At 26.2% G+C, this 19773-nt stretch carries 21 protein-coding genes, 2 tRNA genes and 2 rRNA genes; 6 read left to right on the top strand and 19 right to left on the bottom strand.

What is annotated here, in order from left to right; genetic code table 11:
* Window positions 1–14 precede the first annotated feature (14 nt).
* From AC07E4_RS00190 to AC07E4_RS00180, 3 genes are all read right to left on the bottom strand, one after another.
* Entirely contained in the window at window positions 15–455 is a 441-nt protein-coding gene (locus AC07E4_RS00190; RefSeq protein ID WP_478215458.1) for an aspartate carbamoyltransferase regulatory subunit, read from the bottom strand.
* A gap of 17 nt (window positions 456–472) precedes the next feature.
* The gene (gene pyrB, locus AC07E4_RS00185; protein WP_034438397.1) at window positions 473–1393 is read right to left on the bottom strand and encodes an aspartate carbamoyltransferase; all 921 of its coding nucleotides are present in this window, start codon (window positions 1391–1393) and stop codon (window positions 473–475) included.
* An 846-nt stretch (window positions 1394–2239) separates the two neighbouring features.
* Complete coding sequence (locus tag AC07E4_RS00180) at window positions 2240–2833, bottom strand: DUF1836 domain-containing protein (RefSeq protein ID WP_034438472.1); 594 nt, start codon at window positions 2831–2833, stop codon at window positions 2240–2242.
* Window positions 2834–3969: 1136 nt separating this feature from the next.
* On the opposite strand from AC07E4_RS00180, the gene AC07E4_RS00175 reads away from it, so the two are divergent.
* The gene (locus tag AC07E4_RS00175) at window positions 3970–4218 is read left to right on the top strand and encodes an AbrB/MazE/SpoVT family DNA-binding domain-containing protein (RefSeq protein ID WP_034438399.1); all 249 of its coding nucleotides are present in this window, start codon (window positions 3970–3972) and stop codon (window positions 4216–4218) included.
* Window positions 4219–4402: 184 nt separating this feature from the next.
* On the opposite strand, the gene AC07E4_RS00170 is transcribed toward AC07E4_RS00175, so the two are convergent.
* The 3 genes from AC07E4_RS00170 to AC07E4_RS00160 all read right to left on the bottom strand — a co-directional run bounded on the left by AC07E4_RS00170 (window position 4403) and on the right by AC07E4_RS00160 (window position 7342).
* Window positions 4403–5560 (bottom strand): C40 family peptidase, encoded by a 1158-nt coding sequence (locus AC07E4_RS00170; protein ID WP_478215457.1) that lies wholly within the window; start codon window positions 5558–5560, stop codon window positions 4403–4405.
* A 180-nt stretch (window positions 5561–5740) separates the two neighbouring features.
* Window positions 5741–6583: a 16S rRNA (cytidine(1402)-2'-O)-methyltransferase gene (gene rsmI / locus AC07E4_RS00165; protein WP_034438404.1), complete on the bottom strand. Its 843-nt coding sequence runs from the start codon at window positions 6581–6583 to the stop codon at window positions 5741–5743.
* 12 nt (window positions 6584–6595) lie between these two features.
* A complete protein-coding gene (locus tag AC07E4_RS00160) occupies window positions 6596–7342 on the bottom strand; it encodes a tRNA1(Val) (adenine(37)-N6)-methyltransferase (RefSeq protein WP_478215456.1) in 747 nt (248 codons plus the stop codon).
* Between the two features lie 324 nt (window positions 7343–7666).
* Between AC07E4_RS00160 and AC07E4_RS00155 the strand changes: the two genes are divergently transcribed.
* From AC07E4_RS00155 to AC07E4_RS00145, 3 genes are read left to right on the top strand one after another with little or no spacing between them, the layout of a single operon-like run.
* Window positions 7667–8026 carry a CidA/LrgA family protein gene (locus AC07E4_RS00155; protein ID WP_034438411.1) on the top strand — a complete coding sequence of 120 codons (360 nt, stop codon included), beginning with the start codon at window positions 7667–7669 and terminating at the stop codon, window positions 8024–8026.
* 11 nt (window positions 8027–8037) lie between these two features.
* Window positions 8038–8739 carry an LrgB family protein gene (locus tag AC07E4_RS00150; RefSeq protein ID WP_034438414.1) on the top strand — a complete coding sequence of 234 codons (702 nt, stop codon included), beginning with the start codon at window positions 8038–8040 and terminating at the stop codon, window positions 8737–8739.
* A 60-nt stretch (window positions 8740–8799) separates the two neighbouring features.
* Entirely contained in the window at window positions 8800–9459 is a 660-nt protein-coding gene (locus AC07E4_RS00145; RefSeq protein WP_034438418.1) for a PIN domain-containing protein, read from the top strand.
* Window positions 9460–9494: 35 nt separating this feature from the next.
* Here the strand turns inward: AC07E4_RS00145 and AC07E4_RS00140 are convergent, their stop codons facing one another.
* Both AC07E4_RS00140 and AC07E4_RS00135 read right to left on the bottom strand, forming a co-directional pair.
* Window positions 9495–10175 (bottom strand): LysM peptidoglycan-binding domain-containing protein, encoded by a 681-nt coding sequence (locus AC07E4_RS00140; RefSeq protein WP_034438421.1) that lies wholly within the window; start codon window positions 10173–10175, stop codon window positions 9495–9497.
* Between the two features lie 126 nt (window positions 10176–10301).
* On the bottom strand, window positions 10302–10553 hold the full coding sequence (locus AC07E4_RS00135; RefSeq protein WP_034438425.1) for a YkuS family protein: 252 nt from the start codon (window positions 10551–10553) through the stop codon (window positions 10302–10304).
* A gap of 225 nt (window positions 10554–10778) precedes the next feature.
* On the opposite strand from AC07E4_RS00135, the gene AC07E4_RS00130 reads away from it, so the two are divergent.
* Window positions 10779–12068, top strand: a complete 1290-nt coding sequence (locus AC07E4_RS00130; RefSeq protein ID WP_034438427.1) for an NCS2 family permease — start codon at window positions 10779–10781, stop codon at window positions 12066–12068.
* Between the two features lie 84 nt (window positions 12069–12152).
* Here AC07E4_RS00130 and AC07E4_RS00125 read toward each other — a convergent pair whose 3' ends face one another.
* The 6 genes from AC07E4_RS00125 to AC07E4_RS00100 form a co-directional block, all read right to left on the bottom strand.
* Complete coding sequence (locus AC07E4_RS00125; RefSeq protein WP_034438429.1) at window positions 12153–13061, bottom strand: PSP1 domain-containing protein; 909 nt, start codon at window positions 13059–13061, stop codon at window positions 12153–12155.
* 2 nt (window positions 13062–13063) lie between these two features.
* Window positions 13064–14002, bottom strand: coding sequence for a DNA polymerase III subunit delta' (locus AC07E4_RS00120; RefSeq protein WP_478215455.1), 939 nt, complete (start codon window positions 14000–14002; stop codon window positions 13064–13066).
* Window positions 14003–14104: 102 nt separating this feature from the next.
* Complete coding sequence (locus AC07E4_RS00115) at window positions 14105–14434, bottom strand: cyclic-di-AMP receptor (protein WP_034438434.1); 330 nt, start codon at window positions 14432–14434, stop codon at window positions 14105–14107.
* Between the two features lie 101 nt (window positions 14435–14535).
* Window positions 14536–15153 carry a dTMP kinase gene (gene tmk, locus AC07E4_RS00110; RefSeq protein WP_187372117.1) on the bottom strand — a complete coding sequence of 206 codons (618 nt, stop codon included), beginning with the start codon at window positions 15151–15153 and terminating at the stop codon, window positions 14536–14538.
* A gap of 12 nt (window positions 15154–15165) precedes the next feature.
* On the bottom strand, window positions 15166–16590 hold the full coding sequence (locus tag AC07E4_RS00105; protein WP_034438441.1) for an aminotransferase class I/II-fold pyridoxal phosphate-dependent enzyme: 1425 nt from the start codon (window positions 16588–16590) through the stop codon (window positions 15166–15168).
* On the bottom strand, window positions 16580–16774 hold the full coding sequence (locus AC07E4_RS00100) for a sigma factor G inhibitor Gin (protein WP_034438444.1): 195 nt from the start codon (window positions 16772–16774) through the stop codon (window positions 16580–16582). Before AC07E4_RS00100 ends, AC07E4_RS00105 begins: the two co-directional genes overlap by 11 nt.
* Before the next feature lie 192 nt (window positions 16775–16966).
* On the opposite strand from AC07E4_RS00100, the gene AC07E4_RS00095 reads away from it, so the two are divergent.
* Window positions 16967–18031, top strand: coding sequence for a zinc-binding metallopeptidase family protein (locus tag AC07E4_RS00095; RefSeq protein ID WP_034438447.1), 1065 nt, complete (start codon window positions 16967–16969; stop codon window positions 18029–18031).
* Window positions 18032–18097: 66 nt separating this feature from the next.
* Here the strand turns inward: AC07E4_RS00095 and AC07E4_RS00090 are convergent, their stop codons facing one another.
* The 5 genes from AC07E4_RS00090 to AC07E4_RS00070 form a co-directional block, all read right to left on the bottom strand.
* Window positions 18098–18643: a hypothetical protein gene (locus tag AC07E4_RS00090; protein WP_034438450.1), complete on the bottom strand. Its 546-nt coding sequence runs from the start codon at window positions 18641–18643 to the stop codon at window positions 18098–18100.
* 680 nt (window positions 18644–19323) lie between these two features.
* Window positions 19324–19397, bottom strand: a tRNA-Cys gene (locus AC07E4_RS00085).
* 5 nt (window positions 19398–19402) lie between these two features.
* Window positions 19403–19478: transfer RNA gene (locus AC07E4_RS00080), tRNA-Phe, on the bottom strand.
* A 6-nt stretch (window positions 19479–19484) separates the two neighbouring features.
* Window positions 19485–19602: ribosomal RNA gene (gene rrf / locus AC07E4_RS00075) — 5S ribosomal RNA — on the bottom strand.
* 94 nt (window positions 19603–19696) lie between these two features.
* Window positions 19697–19773 (bottom strand): 23S ribosomal RNA (locus tag AC07E4_RS00070); the annotation flags it as partial.

Genomic DNA, 19773 nt, shown 5'->3' with positions numbered 1-19773 from the left:
AACTTACACCCCCTCTATAGTGAAGTTATATCCTTAACTTCTACTATTTCGTCACAGTATTTACATCTATATTCTTCTGTTTTTTCATCAACTAAATAGTGGACATGTTTTAAATCCTTTTCTACAGATGTTATACACCTTGGATTTTTGCACTTAATAACATTTTCAACCTTTTCAGGCAACTGTAAATCTATCTTCTCTGATATTTTTTCTTCCTTAATTATATCTATTGTAATATCCCTATCTATAAGACCTAAAACTGCATAATCAAGTTCTATTACATTTTCTATTTTTATAATATCTTTCTTCCCAAGTTTTTTACTATCAGCATTCATTATTAATGCAACTCTATACTCTGCTTTATCAAGACCTAGATAATTAAATATTTTTATTCCTTTTCCTGCTTTGATATGATCTATAACTAATCCTTCTTTTATACTATTTATAGTTAACATTTAAACCACTCCTTTAACTAAGCTAATCCTAAAAGTTTACATATAAGAGCCATTCTAACAAACATGCCATACTTAGCTTGTTTAAAATATATAGCTCTTTCATCACTATCTACTTCATATGCAATTTCATTAACTCTTGGTAGTGGGTGAAGAACAATCATATCTTTTCTACCTTTGCTCATTTTTTCGTTATCTAATATATAAGAGTCTTTTAATCTTATATAATCTTCTTCATTAAAGAATCTTTCTTTTTGAACTCTTGTCATATAAAGAATATCTAACTCTCCTATAACTTCTTCCATTCTTTCTACTTGTTTAAACTCTATGTTCTTTTCTTTTAACATTCTTATAATATATTCTGGTACCTTTAATTCTTCTGGTGATATTAATATGAATTTATTTCCTTCATATCTTGATAATGCTTTTATAAGTGAGTGTACAGTTCTTCCAAACTTTAAATCTCCACAACAACCTATTGTCATGTTAGATAATTTCTCCTTTGTTCTTCTTATAGTTAAAAGATCTGTAAGTGTTTGTGTTGGATGCTGATGACCTCCGTCACCTGCATTTACGATAGGCATATCTGTACTTTCTTTAGCAACTAATGCTGATCCTTCTTTAGGATGTCTAATTACAGCTATATCTGCATAACATGAAACTGTTCTTATTGTATCTGATAGACTTTCACCTTTTGCAACTGAACTTGAGTTGGCTTCTGAAAATCCTATTATATTTCCACCAAGTCTTAACATAGCTGCCTCAAAACTAAACCTTGTTCTTGTGCTAGGTTCATAAAATAATGTTGCTAGTAGCTTTCCATCACAGATTTTTGAGTATTTTGAAGGTTCTTCTATAATTTTATCTGCTAGTAAAAATATTTCTTCTAATTCTTCTAATGTAAAATCCATTGGTTCTATTAAATTTCTTCCTTTTAACATAAACGACATCTCCTTTTTACCTCACGGGGTTAATTTAAAGGTTATTTGATAATAAAAAAAATGCTTTCCTTAAAGGAAAGCATTTTTAATTACAACCATATAACTATAGCTATACTTATAGCTACACTTATATACCTATACTAATATTCTTCCCTTTCTGACCTCTCTGGATCAACCTTAAAAGGATAATTAAAACATATCAAATTTTATCTTATATTTATATTATATAAAGTCTCCTTTATTGTCAATACATTTTCAGATTTTTTCCATAAAATTCATGTTAATTATTATATTAATATATATGGATATATAGATTATAATATGGTATAATTTTAAAAAACAAATTTCCAAGAACTTTATAATATTATTTTTAATTTATATGAAATAATATTAATACAAATTTTATTTATTTTAAATATATTAATATTGAAATAAATAATTACTAAAGAATAAATTTATAGGAGGTTTTTTATGAATATATCATTTGATGAAAAAACTAAAAATGCTCTATTAAACAAAATTGAAGATAATAAATCTTTTAGACTAATGATTAAAGGTTTTGGTTGAGGCGGCCCTACACTTGGTGCTGTTCTGGATGAACAAAATGAAGATGATATATCTGAAAATATTAATGGTGTTAAATTTATAGTTAATAAAGATGAATCATATATATTTGATGATTGTAAAATAGTATATAAAAAAACATTTTTTGGTGAAACATTTAATGTTATCTCAAACTCATTGCCTACCGGAAGTTGTTAATGACAAATACACTCTAATTTAAGAATTAGAGTGTATTTTTTATTAACTTCTAAATTTTATTAACTTCTAAATTTTATTTACTTTTTAATCTGTATACTCATTTACTATTCTTCTTATTAATTTTTTTATAGAGCTTGCTTCTGCAACCAATGTCATAACAACTAAAAAGATGATTATCCTTTCATATTCGTCTTCTTTAAATTCCTGATCTTTAAAGTATGATGATATTTTAATTTTATCATCAATTTTTTCATTGATTAATAAGTTACTTAAACTGTCCTTTTGCATATCAGAAAACACTTTATAAGTATCTTCCCATGATAATATATCATCTTCTCTATTATTAATTTCGTTAAATGCAAGTCTAAATACTTTTCTTATTTCTTCTGTACTTAAAATAGGTCTCATATAGCTCAATAAAACTAGTTGAACTATATGCAATTTAGTATAGCCTCTTTTTTTTCCATCTTCCGGCTTTGATATTACTTCACTCTTAATATAATTTTGTAAAATATTATTTGTAAAGTTGTCATCATCAAATTTATCATTTAAATAATCTTTTACTTGGGACAAGAATAAATCATACTGTGGTAACTCTTCATATAATATTATATTTTTATCTGATACTTCTTCTGCAAGTTTTGAAATTTTTTTCAAAACCTCATCTATAATTTTTATATCAACTTCAGCTTTACTTTTTTCATTATCTAGTTCTTTATTCAATTTATCACCTCATATCTTATAATAAAATGACTTAATTTAGAATTTATATTATAGAATATATCCATATTATCTTAATTAGGATGTGTTTATTTTTTCTTAAGTACATAATTTTCACATTAATCATATTATAAGTTATAATTAAACTTATTACAAATTATTTTTAACCATTATAATATGTATTTAATGGAATATAATATCTTTTTTTACATTTATATTGTTACAATTTACTACAAAAAGAATTTTAGGAAATAAAATATTTCATATTAATTTTTTTTACGTATCACTAATTCTATTTTAACTAAGTTATCCACTTTAATAAACAATTTACTAACAAAATATGTTGATAAACTTCCTTTTATATAAGCCATTTATGAAATATTGCTATTTTGCATGTTGATAACTAAATAGACTTATCCACATTATTCACATATTGCCTGTTGATAACTTGTTATATATTTGTGGAAATAAATGAATTTCATTTTAATTATTATTGTATAAATTTGTTGATATATATACTATTAAAAGATTATACGTCAAATATAATAATTCTGTATATTTTTTCTAATCTCAATTTATTACATTTTTTTCAAGTTATATTTTTTTATCATTTCTTTACATATATATATTAAATACTATTATAGTTTTGTAATATTACATTATTTTATCCATAGTCTATTATATTACTTTATATTTTTTATAATAAATTCCATATTATTTTTTTCTAATTTTTCTTAATTTTCATTTTAAATTATTTTTCGACATTTTGTTTTATAATATACAAGTACTTACAATTATTTTTTTTTTATATTTTTTTCTATTTTTTTATTATATTTCATGTGTAAAACAGTGTTTTTTTATTGATAACTGGCTATTTATATAGGGTTATCAGTATTGTAAATATATGTATTAGAGTTTCAAATATTATATTGACATTTATTCAATAAGGTAGTATATTAACTATAGATGGAAGTTAGTAGAAATTTTGTAACTTAATAATAATATATTGTCGATAAATTTTTGCTAAATATACATAAAATTAAAGTAAAATCAGTTTTTTTGTCGAATATTTTATGGTGGGAGGAATATATAATATGAAATCAACTGGAGTAGTAAGAAGAGTAGATGAATTAGGAAGAATAGTTATACCTGTGGAGTTAAGAAGAACTTTAAATATAGGTGAAAAAGACGCTTTAGAAATATATGTTGACGGAGAGCAAATAATATTAAAAAAATATGAGCCTGCTTGCATATTCTGTGGCGATGCTAGAGATGTTATAAACTATAAATCAAAAAATATCTGTAAAAATTGTTTAAACACATTAAAAGCGGAAACATTATAATATATATAAAGAAAAAGCAAACAATCTTTAAATTGTTTGCTTTTTTTTTGTTAACAATTTTGTTACATGATTTGTAATAATTTTTTAACCTTCTTGACATATTTTATGTAGTAAACTATATACTATAGATGTAGTTAAAAAATAAAATAAGCCATTGAAATCAATGACTTATTTAATATAAAAATTAATATATTATTCTTCTTCCACCTATAAAATCTGATCTAGTTAATGGAGATACTTTTATAGATTCACCTGATTGTGGTGAGTGTATATAGCTGTTACCACCAACATATATACCAACATGATCAGGTCCACCACCAAAGAATACTAAATCTCCTGGTGCTAATTGACCTCTACTTACAGGTACACCTTGTCCTATTTGAGTGTATGTTGTTCTTGTTATATCATATCCAAATTGTCTATAAACGTATTGTGTAAATCCAGAACAATCAAATCCTGCTGGAGTAGTTCCACCCCAAACATATGGAATTCCTATAAATTGATAAGCATAATCTACAATTGCTTGTCCTGTTGCACTTGCTGCTGGAGGTGTTATTGTATTATTAGATCCACCGCCATTGCTTGAACCGTTAGATGAAGATGATCCACTACCACTAGTATAATCATCGCCTCTTGATGGTCTTTCTTGTGCTGCTGCAGCTGCTGCTTGTTCTGCTTCATATGAAGCCTTAGATGATTTTAAGCCATCTAATTCAGCTGATAACTTTTCTTTTTCTTTATCTGCTGCTGCAGATTTAGCTTTATAGTTTCCTTTTTCACTTTCTAATTTAGCCATTCTTGAATCATTATCTGATTTTAAACTTTGAAGCTCTTGCTTTTTAGATTCTAATTTGTTCTTTTGTTCTTCTAATGATGTCTTTTTAGTTGTCAATTCTGTCATAAGTTGTTTATCATAGCTTATGATTTGTTTTATATTCTCAAGTCTAGAAACTAATTCTGAAAATCCATCTGAGTTAAGAATAACTTCTACATATGTGTCCATACCATTCATATACATAGATCTCATTCTTTGTCTAAATAAATCCTCTTCATCCTTCATGTCTTTTTCTGTTTTAACAACATTCTCAGATGTAGTTTTTATTTCTCCCTCTGTTTTTGTTATTTTATTATTAGTTTCTTCTATTTCTACCATTAAAGTTGATATATCATTATCTAGTTTTTGAATTTCAGCATTTACTGCATCTAATTTTTCTTGAGCACTTTTATATTCGTTTGCCTTTTGATTTATTTGCTCATCATAAGGACTCGCATTTACTGTAAAGCCCATGCTTGATGTTGCAATAACCATTGCTGTAGCTATCGCTACTATTTTTCTATTCAAACTTAATCCCTCCCCATCGAAATTTCTTTTTAATTATACCACTAAAGTATATATTAACTCAACATTTCTAAGTAGCTTTATTAAAATTTGTTACAAAAACTTTACTAAAATCATTAATTATATGGTATAATAAACCTCTTAAACATTTCTTTGGAACATTGTTTTACTTTATTTACTACTTTATATATCTATTGAATATTTATATATTTCAGATTTTGTCATTTTTCTATCCTTTGATACTTTTTTTATAGCATCTTTTTTTGTTAATCCTTCAGTTATATATTTTTTTATATGTTCTTCTATTGTTAAGTTAGACCACTTTTCCATTTCTTCTTCTTCTATAGCAGCCTCACTTTTTCCTTCTAATACTAAAACATATTCACCTCTTGGATTATTTTCAGAATAATATTCAATTGCTTCGCTTAACTTTAACCTTATTATTTCTTCATGCAATTTTGTTAGTTCTCTACATATACTTATATTTCTCTCTCCAAACGATTCATATAAAAATTCTAATGTATTTTTTAATCTATGTGGTGCCTCATAAAATATTAAACTTTCTTTTCTCTCCAATAATTCCTCTATAACTGGTCTTCTTTCTTTGTTTTCTCTTGGTAAAAAACCTCTAAATATAAATTTAGTTGTATCAAGTCCAGAATATACAAGTGCAGTCGTTATTGCTGTTGCACCTGGCAACACTTCAAATGATAAACCTTCTTCAATGCATTTTTTAACTATAACTGCTCCTGGGTCTGAAACACCTGGAGTTCCTGCATCACTTATAATAGCTATATTTTTATCTTCTTTTAATTCCTTTATTATATCTTCACTTTTACCATTTTCATTATGCTTATGATAACTTATCAATGTTTTTCTTATTGCAAAATGATTTAAAAGTTTTAAACTTTGTCTAGTATCTTCACATGCAATTATATCAACACTTTTTAATACTTCTAAAGCTCTCAGTGTTATATCCTTTAAGTTTCCTATTGGAGTAGGAACTAAATATAATTTTCCACTCACTTAATCACCCTCCTACTTTATTTCATTTGAATTGTACATTTCTATAATTTCTTTTGAATAACTTCCATCTTCATTATGTATAACTAATGGATCTTCCCACTTCAAAAATCTTCCCCCATCTCTTTGACCTTCAATTAATACTATGTTAGGAGCTTTATTAGGCGTAGGATGAACTAATCTTATTCTTTTAGGCTCAACTTTATGTTTTCTCATAAGAGTCATTATATCAACTAATCTATCTGGTCTATGAACCATAAACATTCTTCCATTATCCTTTAATAACATTCTTGATGCTATTATTACATCTTCTAAATTGCAACAAACTTCATGTCTTGCTATAGCTACTTTGTCACTTGGATTTACTATTCCTGAGTTACATAACTTATATGGTGGATTTACTGTTATTACATCTGCTCTTTCTATGTTCTTTAAAAAGCTTTTATCTGTCAAATCCCCACGCTTAAATTCAACTCTATTTTCTAGTTTATTATACTTAACTGAACGTTTAGCCATTTCAACAAATTCATCTTGTATTTCTATACCTAAAATGCTTTTACACTCTGTTTTTCCTGCTAATATAAATGGAATTATTCCTGTTCCACTACATAAATCTATTACCCTAAAGTTTCTTTTAACCTTAGAAAAATTAGCTAAAATTACTGCATCTACACCAAATCTAAATCCATCTTTTTTCTGAATTACATGTATTCCATTAAGCTGTAAATCATCTAATGTTTCATTTGCTTTTATAATATCCATACTTTCCTCTCTTATCATTTAATGTTTGAACTATTACTTATTATATATTGAACCCATATAATCTACAATAATCTACTATTTTTATTTATATACAAAAAAAATGAACCTTTCGGTTCAAAATCGTGTAGGGGGGAGTAATGCTTCAAAATATCTTAAATATCCATAAAATTAATGTATAAAATTAATATTTCAAAGCTTTACTTGTAATACTTTCAGATTTTTTTCTAATATCACATTAGTATATTGCCCTAATCTATAATAAAATATACATATTGTTGATTTTTTATGAGATACTTTTTTATATTTTTTAAGGGAGGTTATTTTTTGAAAATATTAAAGCAGATTTTTATTATACTTATAATCACCTTTTTAGGTGAACTTATATCTAAAACTTTATCTTTACCTATACCGGGTAACGTTTTAGGAATGTTATTGCTTTTAATTGCATTATTAACTCGTGTAATTAAACCTGAACATATAGAAGAAGTTTCAAATTATTTACTTAATAACTTAGCATTTTTCTTTGTTCCTGCTAGTATTGGAATAATGGGGTGTGTTGATGTTCTAAAAGGTAATGTAACTAAACTGCTTATTATATGCTTTATTTCAACTTGTATAGTTTTAGTTGTTACCGCACATACTGTTCAATTTGTATCAAAACTTATGAATAAAAAACAAAGCTAGGAGTGATATGTATGAAGGATTTACTTTCTTCCCCACTATTTGTTTTATTGTTAACTTTAGGGATGTACCTACTTTCTCAATATATACATAAAAAAACAAAAATAGTATGGTTAAATCCACTACTATTATCTATGATATTTATAATTTTATCTTTAAATATACTTAATATTCCACTTGATAAATATAATGATGGCACTTATTTAATTTCGTTCTTTCTTACCCCATCAACTGTAATACTTGCATTACCTCTTTATAAAAAGTTTGATCTATTAAAGAAAAATGCTATTCCTATAATAATTGGTATTACCGTTGGTAGTTTTGTTGGAATGTGCTCTATTTTAATTTTATGCAAACTTTTCAATGTTGATTCTAATATAGCACTTTCATTAATACCTAAATCAGTTACAACTCCTATTGGTGTTGAAGTCGCAAAACAATTAGGTGGATTACCTCCTATAACTATTTCAGCTATTATTATAACTGGTATTATGGGTGCTATCTTCTCTCCTATCATATGCAAGCTTTTCAAAATAGAACACAATATAGCTATAGGTGTTGCTATAGGAACCTCTTCTCATGCTTTAGGTACTACTAAAGCTTTAGAACTTGGTGAGACTGAAGGGGCTATGAGTAGCTTATCAATAGGTGTTGCTGGACTTATAACAGTTTTATTAAGTCCATTAGTTGTAAAACTTTTTTCTATGTTACTGTAATAACTTATAAAAACTTATAATATGAATAAAATATACTATAGTATTGGGAAGGTATATTTTATGGAGATGATATTATACCCATTTAACAATATAGACTTTACTGAAAATACTTCTATACTTTTAGATGCATCATATTTATTAAGTTTAGTTTATGATGATGATATAAAGCACTCTGAATGTATAGAAGTACTTCGTAAGCTTATGTTAAACAAATGCAAATTATATGTTACTTCAATTATTTCATGTGAAGTTCTTAATCAAATTATGTACAAAGTATTTATATTAGATATGCAATATAGAATAAATAAAAATACTCCTTTTAACAGTAGAAATAATATAAAATCTTTGCTTGGTAGTTTTAATAAATATGATCGAAAAACTTTACGTGAAAAACGTGCAGATAAAGCTAGAGAAATTCCTTATAAACGTTATTTTGATAACTTATCTAAAAATGTTTTAAAAAAAGATTTATTATCTGTGTACTATAAAACTGCTGTTAACATGCATTCTCAGTTAGAACATACAATTAAATTTAATTACCTAGATTTGACTGAACATTGTATATCAAGAACAAAAGACTTTATGATTAAACATTTAATTTCAGTAAATGATGCTACTATTTTAGCTGTTGGTGAGTGTTACAATTTGAATTATTTACTAACTTTAGATAGTGATTTTTTATATGCTGAAAGCTGTAATATTGAAGTTCTAAAAATATAAAATCCTTACTAGTAAAATGCTAGCAAGGATTTTTTTTATTTAGAAGGTATGTTTATAATATCTCCAACTTTTATTAAATTTTCATTTTTTATGTTGTTAGCTGATTTTATTTTTTCAACAGCTTCATTAACTGCAACATTTGGCATTTTTGATTTTGCAATACTAAATAGACTATCTCCAGTTTTTATTTCATATTTACCTGCAATATTTTTTCCATTGCCATTTTTTGCTTCATTTTTATTAGTTTTATTTTCTAATGCTACTTCATATGGAATTATTAACTTTTGTCCTTCTACAATGCTTTTTTCATCTTTTAAATTATTTCTTGTTATAATTTTATTTATAACTTGTTCATGATTTATATTTGGCATATATGCCATTGCAATACTATATAATGTATCATTTTTCTTTACAGTGTATATTCCTTCTGTTACATCTTTTGCTTCACTTTTAGTTTTTTCATCAGTTACTTTATTTTGATCTTGTTTTTTTTCTGTGTCAGCACTAGTTTTCTTTTCATCTTGTTTATTTTTAGTTTCTTCCTTAGTTTCTGATTTTGTAGATTTTTTGTCTTGTTTATTTTCTACAATGTTATTATTCTTTTTATCAACTGCAACATTTGAGTTTCTCTTTCCTATAAAATTAACAGTTAATAAAACAGCTACTAAAACAACTACACAAGTTGCCATAGCGATGATTTCCTTTTTAAATTTCATTTCTTACACCTCTCTAAGTTATAAATTCTATTTAAATACTTAACATTTTTAAGAATTTTATTCACTTTTTTTATTTTTTTATAAAAAAAAGTAATAGATTAAAAAATCTATTACTTTTTGCTCTTGTTAATTTTGTTCTAATTGTTGCATCACTTCTTGTGGTGTCATTCCATCTGCATTTATTATTGATGAACTAATTGTTGCATCTTGCATACCTAACATATTTTCACTTTGACCTGTTACTACAATTGCATCAAAATTATTTAAATAATTTGAGTTGGATTTTTTATTGCAATCAAATTCTCTAACTTGATATCCTTGTTGATTCAAAAAACTTTTGACTGGGTTTAACCCTTTTTCTACAGCAACTTTTTTCATAAGTGATTTGCCTCCTATATGTATTTATATATTATTTATATTTTCTATTATTCTCTACTTTACTTTTATATATTCAAGTAATATTTTTTTACTTATTGGTATATACTAATTTTTAAAATTATATTATCCCTCTTTTATACTGTTACTATTCTTTTTATTTGTGGTATAATTTTATTGCATCTTTTGATGTGGGCGGGAGAGGGATATTAAAATACGAGGTAACAAATGAATAAACTCTTTAAACTGAAAGAGCATAATGTCACTTTTAAAAGTGAACTTACAGCCGGACTTACATCATTCTTTGCTGCTGTGTACATAATAATAGTTAACTCAAGTATACTTAGCGATGCTGGTATGCCTATGGAAGGACTAATAGTTGCTACTGTTTTATCTTCCTTAATTGGTACATGGCTTTTATCTTTTATGAGTAATACTCCGCTTGTAATTATGCCTGGTATGGGAATAAACGCATTATTCACATACACAATAATTAAATCTATGGGCTTATCTTTTAGCGAAGGTTTAGCTGCTGTGGTAATTGCTGGTATTATTTTTTCAATAGTAGCTTTCACTAAGCTATCTACTATAATTTCAGATGCAATACCACAATCTTTAAAGGAAGCTATTACTGTTGGAATTGGTCTATTTATAACTTTTATAGGTCTTCAAAAAAGCGGACTTGTTGTTGCAAGTGAAACAACTTTAGTTTCTCTTGGAAATTTAGCATCTCCAAGTATAATAGCATTCTTTATAATACTTATAATAACTTTATATCTTTTTGTAAAAGATGTTCCAGGTGCATTTCTTATAAGTATCATTGTAGGTACTCTTATATGCTTTGGATTTGGACTTATAGATGTTTCTGGACTTTCATTTGGTTCTGCTAACTTATCAAGTTACAAAGAATTGTTTTTAAATGTTAGTTTTAGCAAAATATCTACATCTTCATTTTGGATTGCTACTTTTTCATTAGCATTAGTACTTATATTTGAAAATATAGGTCTAATACATGGTCAAGTTGGAATGCTTAATGCAGAGGAAAAATTTAAACCTGCACTTAAAGCCACAGCTCTTTCTACAATATTTTGTGGTCTTTTAGGTACTAGTCCTTCTGTTTCTACAGTAGAAGGAATTGCTGGTATTGCAGCTGGTGGTAAAACAGGTCTTTCATCTTTTATAACAGGATTGCTATTTTTATTATCATTACTATTTATACCATTTATAAAGATAATTCCAAATGCTGCTATAGCACCTATTCTTATAATACTTGGTGCCCTAATGATAAAAAATATAGAGCATATTAATTTTAATGATTTTAGTGAAGGGTTTCCTGCATTCTTAATCATAACTTTAATTCCTCTAACTTATAGTATTGTAGATGGTATAGCTTTTGGATTTATAGCATATCCCTTAGTAAAGTTATTTTCAAAGAAAAGAAATGAAATATCTATTCCAATGTATTTAGTATCATTGTTGTTTTTAGTATATTTTATACTTCATTCAATTAATATATAAAACTAGGCATCTACATTTTGTGTAGATGCCTAGTTTTTTAATTCTATTAAATAATAACTATATTCTTAATATGATATTACTAATTTAATCTTCCTTTATTAATTCCTTTATTATATCTGGATCTTCAATTTCTGCTTCAAGTTCTCTTATGTCAACATCATTTATAATATCTTCATAACTTCCACTTACTAAAGTTATTGTATCTATTTTATAATCTCTTAATTCATCTTCTGAGTCTTTAACTTTTATTTTAACTTTTACACTTTCTTTTATAACACTATTAGATATTACTTCGCCTTCACCATCTACAGTTTTTACTATAGAACCAACCTTTGGAAGTTTCTTTCTTGTTTCCTCATATGTTTCTTGTTCGTAATTTAAACAACACATAAGTCTTCCACATATTCCTGATATTTTAGTAGGATTTAATGATAAATTCTGTTCTTTAGCCATTTTTATTGATACTGGTGCAAATTCACCTAAGAATGAAGAACAACATAAAGGTCTACCACAAGGTCCTAATCCACCTTTCATTTTCGCTTCATCCCTAACTCCTATTTGTCTTAATTCTATTCTAGTTCTAAAAACAGATGCTAAATCTTTTACTAATTCTCTAAAATCTACTCTTCCATCAGCTGTAAAATAAAAAATAACTTTATTATTATCAAATGTATATTCAACATCTATAAGCTTCATATCTAGATTATGTTTTTGTATTTTTTCAAGACATATGGAAAAAGCCTCTTCTTCTTTAGCCTTATTTTCTCTATTCTTTTCGATATCTTCTTCTGTTGCTTTTCTTATAACATCTTTAAGTGGCGAAATTATATCTTCTTCTGATATATCCCTTTTACCTATAACACATCTTCCGAACTCTATACCTCTAGCTGTTTCTACAACAACGTAATTATCACTTTTTATATCTAAATCGCCAGGATTAAAATAATATATCTTCCCAGCTTTTTTAAACCTAACTCCTATAACTGTAACCATTATTACACCTCCTGCATCTTTAGTAGCATAACACTGAACGTTAATGAACTATTTGCATTAAGTGTTATGTTATCTCTTGCATCATTTATTATACTAATAATATCATTTAATTGTTTGAATGAGAATATATTAGCACATTCTTTTATATCAGAAACCCTATCCTTATTTATCACAAGACCTATATTACCTGTTTCTTTATATAAAATAGTATCTCTTACAAAAGAAATTATAATATCAATCATCACATCAAAGTCTTTTATGTATTTTGAAAATTCCTCATCCTTCTTTAAAATTTCATTAACATTCATGTTTTTTATAGTGACTAATAATTCTATGCTCTTATCTCTTATTTCCTTAAAAGTTTCATCATTTATAAGCTTTTCTCCAACACCTGGAATGCCTCTACTGAATTTAGTGATAATTTCTAAGTAATCATCATCTATTTCAGGATATCTATCCTGAAAATACTCCACTATTTCCTCATCACTAAGTGATTTTAACTTATGTATTTGGCATCTTGATTTTATTGTATCTAATATTTTTAATATATTTTCGCATAAAACAAATATAAATATATCCTTTGGCGGCTCTTCTATAGTTTTCAATAATGCATTTTGGGCTTGTGTTGTCATTTTATCCCCATTATGTATTATAACAACCTTTTTCATTGCTTCATATGGCTTTTTATTTATCTCATCTATTAATCCCCTTATATCATTTACTCCTATTGAATTTTTACTTTCCTTTATTTTAAATTGTACTATATCCACATAATCCTTAAATTCACTCTTACCTATAATTTTTATTGCAAGCTTTCTTGCAACTATACCTTTCCCTATGCCATCCTCACCATAAAATATATGTGCATGTGAAAATCTTTCACCTTCTATTATTTTATAAAAGCTGTTTATTATATCACTATGACCTATTATAGCTTTCAAAATTCACGTTCCTCCTAAAATATCAAATGTGCAGTAAAATAATTTACTGCACAAATAATAACAATTGTTATATTTAATATAAAAATAATTTTTCTAAATTCTCTATATCCTTAAAAACTGGTCTACATTTACTACAAATACTGTAGCACCTCCAATATCTACTTCGATTGGGTATGGCACATAAACACCTGTTGATCCAGCTACTGGTGAAGGTGAAGATACTATTTGCTTTCTTACTTTACAAACATCTTCTATCATTGATAATACAAAGTCTACTTTATGATCTTCTATACCAATCATCAACGTTGTGTTTCCAGCTTTTAAAAATCCACCAGTTGTAGCTAATTTTGTTACTCTTATTCCTTTTTCATTCATAACATCAATTAAATCCGGTGCATCATCATCCTGAACTATGGCAATTATCAATTTCATAACAATCTCCCCTTCTTTTTTATACTAATTTTATTAATATAATATATTTATATTCTATTTTACCACATTTGTCTAATAATTTAGAATATATTTGTATATTGTTAAATAAATTTTTCTATTTCATTAACAATTTCATTATGAACAACTTCTAATTCACGATTTCCATCCACTATAACAATATTCTCAGTATTTCTACTTAAGTGTTGATAACCATCATATACTTTTTTATGAAAATCGTCCCCGCAATTTTCTAACCTATCAAGTTTCTTTTGATTCATCTTTCTACTTAAACCTTCTTCATAAGATATATTAATCATTATTGTCAAGTCCGGCTTCATTCCATTTAATGCAATATCGTTAATATACTTTACTTTATCTTCCCCAATCCCCCTAGCTATACCTTGATAAACTATTGAAGAATATACAAATCTATCACAAAGTATTATTTCTCCATTATCAAGTGCTGGTTTTAATACTTCCTCAACAAGTTGTGCCCTAGATGCTGCATATAAAAGCGCTTCTGATATACTACACATCTCCTTATTATCATTATCTAATATAATCTTTCTTATTTTTTCACTTATTTTTGTACCACCTGGCTCTCTTGTTACCAATACTTTGTGGCCTTTCTCCTCTAAATACTTAGCTAACATTTTTATTTGTGTGCTTTTTCCACTTCCATCTGGACCTTCTAAAGCTATTAATATTCCCTTTTTCATAATTCCCTCCACCTACTGTTCAACAACATAAATATTTTCATTTTCTAATCCTAATATAGTCACATTATTATCAATATAATACTCTAGACTTTTAATTATATTCTCATCTATAACTTCACCAGGCATTAATAACGGAATTCCTGGTGGATATGGTACTATTGATTTATAACATACCATTCCTAATGCCTTTTTAAAATTAATACTTTTATATTCCATATTTATTACTTCATATGGCAATAACTTCATAGTTGGATTTACATTCTCTAAAATTTTTATATCAATATTATCTTCCAATAATTTTATATTACACTTACTTAATACTTCATATAATTTTAACACATCTTTTTCTTTATTAAACGCAGAAAATATTGCAAGCACATTTCTATTATCACTCATCTCACACTGTATATTATTTTCTCTTAAGTAATCTAATAACTTGTGTCCACTATATCCTTTATTTACATTTATAATGTATCTACTTTCATCTAAATCTATATTATTGGGCAAATCTTCTTTGTCTATTATATGAAATATACTAAGCTCATTAATTCTCTCTCTATATACTTTACATAGTCTAATTAATTCATCATAATTTCTTTGTCCTTGTTCCTCCATTAAAAATCTTCCATACTCCATTGATGCCATAAGTAAATATGATGGGCTTGTACTTAAAAATGTTGAAACATAGAAATCCACTTTATCTATATTAATATTATGATTAACATGTAAATATGCTGTCTGAGTAAAGCTAGATAACGTTTTATGTGAACTTTGAACTACTATATCTGCACCTGCTTCTAAAGCATCCTTAGGCAATTTATCATTGCATTTAAAGTGGGCCCCATGTGCTGAATCTACCAATACCTTCATTTTATATTTTCTTGCTCTTTTAACTATGTGTTCTAAATCACAGCATATACCATAATAATTTGGATATGTTATAACTATACCTTTTGCATCTTTATTTTCTTCTAAAATAGAATCAAACATATCATTATCTATTGATATAGGTAATTGATATTTATCATTAATTTTGCTGCTTATATAAATTGGTTTCAGCTTTCTAAGTATTATCGCATTGTAAATTGATCTATGACAATTTCTTTCAACAATAATCTTATCTCCTTCATTAAATACAGAAAATATCATTGCTAAGTTTCCACTAGTACTTCCATTTACTAAATAATATGATTTCTTACTACCATAAAATTCTTTTAGTAAATCTAATGATTCTTTTATAATTCCTTCTGGACTATGTAAATTATCTACTCCATCTACTTCTGTAATATCATAATCTATAATATCCTCTAAAAATTTTCTTCCTTCTTCTGTTTGTTCAAATCCTCTTCCACATTTATGTCCTGGCATAGAAAATGGAATATTATTTTCATCAATGTAATTTTTTATTCCATTAATTAATGGCAACTTATTCGTCACTAAATTTCACTCCTCTATATAAAGTGTTTACAATACTCTTTTTTATTCTATTTTTATAAACTTCATAAAAATCAGTTTGCATATTGCTATGTATAATTCTTCCCTCACAACATTTACAAATTTTTATTCCATAAATATTTATACTTTTATCTATTACTTGTTTTTTACATATGATACATTTCATAATAAACTCCTACGGTTCAAAATTTATTGACATATAAATTTTAAACACTATCTAAATAATTATATATTAATTCATTATAATTATTAACCTATTTTTTTGATTTATACTTTTATAGCTTAATTTTAAGATTTATTTATATTTATTATCATAATGGAAATACTATTAATAAGTATCTTTTAAGGAGTGACTAATGTGAAAAATTCTTTAATAAGCTTTATATCAACAATACAAGATGAAATATTATCAATTAATAAATTTTTATATGAAAATCCTGAAAGACCTTTTGAGGAGTATATTGCTTTCAATTATATAACTAAAATATTACGTAAATATAACTTTACTGTTGATAATAACTTTTTAGACACTCCTACAGCCTTTTGTGCTCACTATGGAACTACATATCCTAAAATAGCCTTATTATGCAAATACAGCTCATCTAACAGCCTACAACATATATATGGTAATAATTCTAATGCTGCTATAGCCATAGGAACTGCTATAGCCTTAACTAATGTTGTATCAAAGTTAAATGGTGAGATTGTATTATTAGGTTGTCCTGGCTTTGAAGATGCTTCTTTAGAATATCGATTAAGTAATAATTCAATACTAGAAGATATAGATTTTTTATTTGTACCTCAAGTTTATAATGATACTATTCTTGACTATACCTCTCTTGCATCTATGTCCTTAAGAATAATCTCTAAATCAATTAATCATACAATAGATGCTTGGAATTCAATTTTAAATAAACTAGATGTATTATGTGATACTTATTCAAGTAATTTATCTATAAGCACTATTAATAATCTCTGTGTAGAGTTCCAGATTAAATCTATAAATATAGCCTTATTAAGTAAAATTAAAGATTCATTAATTAAATTATTAAATAAAGATTATGATATATTTATATTAGATACTCCATTGCATGAGCTTACTTCTAATAAAACTCTCTGTAGATTGCTTGCTCACAATTTAAAGGAATGTGGAATAATACACATTTCTAATAATGTATATGTTAATCAATTAATATGTTCTGGAAATATTAGCGAAACAATTCCTACAATTGCTCCATTTATTTCAATAAGTGAAGATAATTCAGTAAAATTTCCATCAGCAAATTTTTCAAAAATAACTCAAACTAATTTTTCTAATAAATCAATTATAAATTCCATTTTAGCTTTAAGCATTACATCATTAGATATTATACAAAAAGAAAATTTGCTAATGGAAATAAAAAAAGATTTTTATAATAAATAAAAAGTGCTATAAAAACTTATTATTTAAATAAGTTTTTATAGCACTTTTCTATATTCACTATAATCTTTAATTTACCTTAATTAATTTGTCCACAAATTTATTAGAAATCTCACTATTAAATTCTTCTTTCTTTTGTCTAATAGAATTTATTCTTTCTACCATTTCTTTGCTTGGTTCAAAATAGAATCTATAATATTTACCATTGTTTTTATATACACAACAATACTTATTTGTTAAACCAAGTACTGAACAAATGTACTTTTTTGTATTAAAAATTTTAATACTCTTATTTTGCTTGTCTGATATTCCTATATTATGAATATCAACTATTCTAATATCTTCAACTAAAACTTGTGCTTTCCCAACCAACTTATGAATTATTAATTGATCAGCTATAATTGAATATTTATATCTTATCCCACATTTATACACTTCCACTATGCAACAAATTATTGTTAATGCAAGAAAAAACATGTTACAAATTACATTAATTCCTGAAATTGAATTATTTATGAAATCTGATAACAGTATAAAAATTAACATTATGCAAAAAATAAGTAGCATCGCTGGAAGTTTCTTTCTACATATAATTTCCTTATACATAGTACCCATCCCAAAAATCCTCCTAAATATATCCCTTAATTTATTTCTCATCGCCTTAAGTATTATACTAGGCTTTTTATAAATAAGCTAACCAATTTAAAGGCATTTAAAGTTGTTTTAATGTAAAATTATTAATTTAATTGAATTTACCGTTCTATATCCCAATATATCTCCTAATTGCTATAGTTTCATACCCATATCATCATAATCATTTTATGGAATAAAATAAATTTTGATACTATTTTATATTTTATTTTAACTTTATAAATCATTTTTATCAATTTAGATAATTCTTAAGAAATTATTTTTTATTAATCAAAATAATATATAAAACACAATAACTATTTTATTATGTTTTATAAGCTTATTTTCTAATTGAAATTAATATAATTTATATACTATTTTTCTAGAACTATACTACCACTTATATTTTACATAGCATAAATTCTTTTTAATTATGTTGTTAATAAAAATCAAATTTATTTATATATTAAATGTAACTCTAATGTTCTTTAATTAAAATACAAATTTAGAATAAAGTGTTAATCTTTAAAGTAATTAACTTTATAGATATTATTACAATTTTTTAACTCTAAATACAAATAAAGAGCATATAATTGCATGCTCTTATAAAAAATATAAAATTCCATATAAACAAAAAAACTAGTAATAAAATTACTAGTTTTTCTTGGAGGCGCCACCCAGATTTGAACTGGGGGTAAAGGCTTTGCAGGCCTCTGCCTTACCACTTGGCCATAGCGCCATAACTGGTGGCTCGAGCAGGAATCGAACCAGCGACACGAGGATTTTCAGTCCTCTGCTCTACCGACTGAGCTATCGAGCCACATTTACCTGGCGACAACCTACCCTCCCACACAGCTTCCCATGCAGTACTATCGGCGTCCTAAGGCTTAACTTGCCTGTTCGGTATGGAAAGGAGTGTTACCCTTAGAACCATCATCACCAGATTAAACTTATTATAACCAAATCACTTAGTTTTAATAACTTTATACATTTACTTTTTAAGAGTTTGTTCTCTGAAAATTGCACAGTGATTATTTTTAGGTCAAGCCCTCGACTTATTAGTATGAGTCAGCTGAACATGTTACCATGCTTACACCCCTCACCTATCAACCTGG

It is taken from the genome of Clostridium amazonense (genome assembly GCF_056431285.1).
The sequence above is the reverse complement of the archived record's forward strand: the minus strand, read 5'-3'. Positions and strand labels throughout refer to the sequence as shown.

Excerpts from the sequence above, each read along its gene's own strand:
- AC07E4_RS00135 (WP_034438425.1), bottom strand. The coding sequence starts at position 10,553 with ATGAAAAAAGTTGCTGTAGAAAAAGGGTTAAACCCAGTCAAAAGTTTT.
- AC07E4_RS00190 (WP_478215458.1), bottom strand. The coding sequence starts at position 455 with ATGTTAACTATAAATAGTATAAAAGAAGGATTAGTTATAGATCATATC.
- AC07E4_RS00130 (WP_034438427.1), top strand. The coding sequence starts at position 10,779 with ATGAATAAACTCTTTAAACTGAAAGAGCATAATGTCACTTTTAAAAGT.
- AC07E4_RS00100 (WP_034438444.1), bottom strand. The coding sequence starts at position 16,774 with ATGAAATGTATCATATGTAAAAAACAAGTAATAGATAAAAGTATAAAT.
- AC07E4_RS00150 (WP_034438414.1), top strand. The coding sequence starts at position 8,038 with ATGAAGGATTTACTTTCTTCCCCACTATTTGTTTTATTGTTAACTTTA.
- AC07E4_RS00175 (WP_034438399.1), top strand. The coding sequence starts at position 3,970 with ATGAAATCAACTGGAGTAGTAAGAAGAGTAGATGAATTAGGAAGAATA.
- AC07E4_RS00140 (WP_034438421.1), bottom strand. The coding sequence starts at position 10,175 with ATGAAATTTAAAAAGGAAATCATCGCTATGGCAACTTGTGTAGTTGTT.
- AC07E4_RS00115 (WP_034438434.1), bottom strand. The coding sequence starts at position 14,434 with ATGAAATTGATAATTGCCATAGTTCAGGATGATGATGCACCGGATTTA.
- tmk (WP_187372117.1), bottom strand. The coding sequence starts at position 15,153 with ATGAAAAAGGGAATATTAATAGCTTTAGAAGGTCCAGATGGAAGTGGA.
- AC07E4_RS00145 (WP_034438418.1), top strand. The coding sequence starts at position 8,800 with ATGGAGATGATATTATACCCATTTAACAATATAGACTTTACTGAAAAT.
- AC07E4_RS00160 (WP_478215456.1), bottom strand. The coding sequence starts at position 7,342 with ATGGATATTATAAAAGCAAATGAAACATTAGATGATTTACAGCTTAAT.
- pyrB (WP_034438397.1), bottom strand. The coding sequence starts at position 1,393 with ATGTTAAAAGGAAGAAATTTAATAGAACCAATGGATTTTACATTAGAA.
- AC07E4_RS00125 (WP_034438429.1), bottom strand. The coding sequence starts at position 13,061 with ATGGTTACAGTTATAGGAGTTAGGTTTAAAAAAGCTGGGAAGATATAT.
- AC07E4_RS00090 (WP_034438450.1), bottom strand. The coding sequence starts at position 18,643 with ATGGGTACTATGTATAAGGAAATTATATGTAGAAAGAAACTTCCAGCG.